Here is a 563-nt window from a genome sequence, read left to right on the forward strand (position 1 = left end):
CAACGTTAGAAGGAATCATGAATTATTATGTCGATTGGCGAAAGCCCATTAAGATCTTAGCTTTTACCACGCTTGCACTATTCGTTGCTATCGGGGTCCAGTATAAGTTCGGCGGAGTAGATCTGGTTGTTAAAATTATGTTTACTCTTTGGGTGCTCGTATTTGCAATACTAATTGGTCATTTCTCTAGCTCATTAAAAATAGAGAATGGAAAGGTTTCCCACCTAATATTTGGTATTGTTAAAAATGAATATCCTATTGAGCATTTTTCGGAGTTCAAAGTTGAATCTGGCATATACCCAGGAATCATCAAGTTTAAATCAGGTAAATCTTTCTGTGTGTCGGGTATTGCGATTGGAAGCAACTACGCTTTAGCTCGTGCATTACTAGAAATTCATGAAAAAAACAATTGCTAACTTAGTAAAAGGCGCTTCTAACAAAGTGGTCAAACACCGTTACGCTTCGCTCCACTGGACAGAATTTAAGTTGCGGCTTTGTGGTTTTGCTACGCAAAAGTATTCCACAAAGCCGCAACTTAAATTCTGCCGTTTACCACGGCGTTA

General features: G+C 38.7%; 1 protein-coding gene. It reads left to right on the top strand.

Annotated features, from left to right (window positions below):
* The coding region (locus tag AC2CG4_RS20055) for a hypothetical protein (RefSeq protein ID WP_484487954.1) at positions 1-416 on the top strand (416 nt) is incomplete at its 5' end.
* Between the last annotated feature and the right edge of the window lie 147 nt (positions 417-563).

Source organism: Cellvibrio sp. ATLC23 (assembly GCF_057196725.1).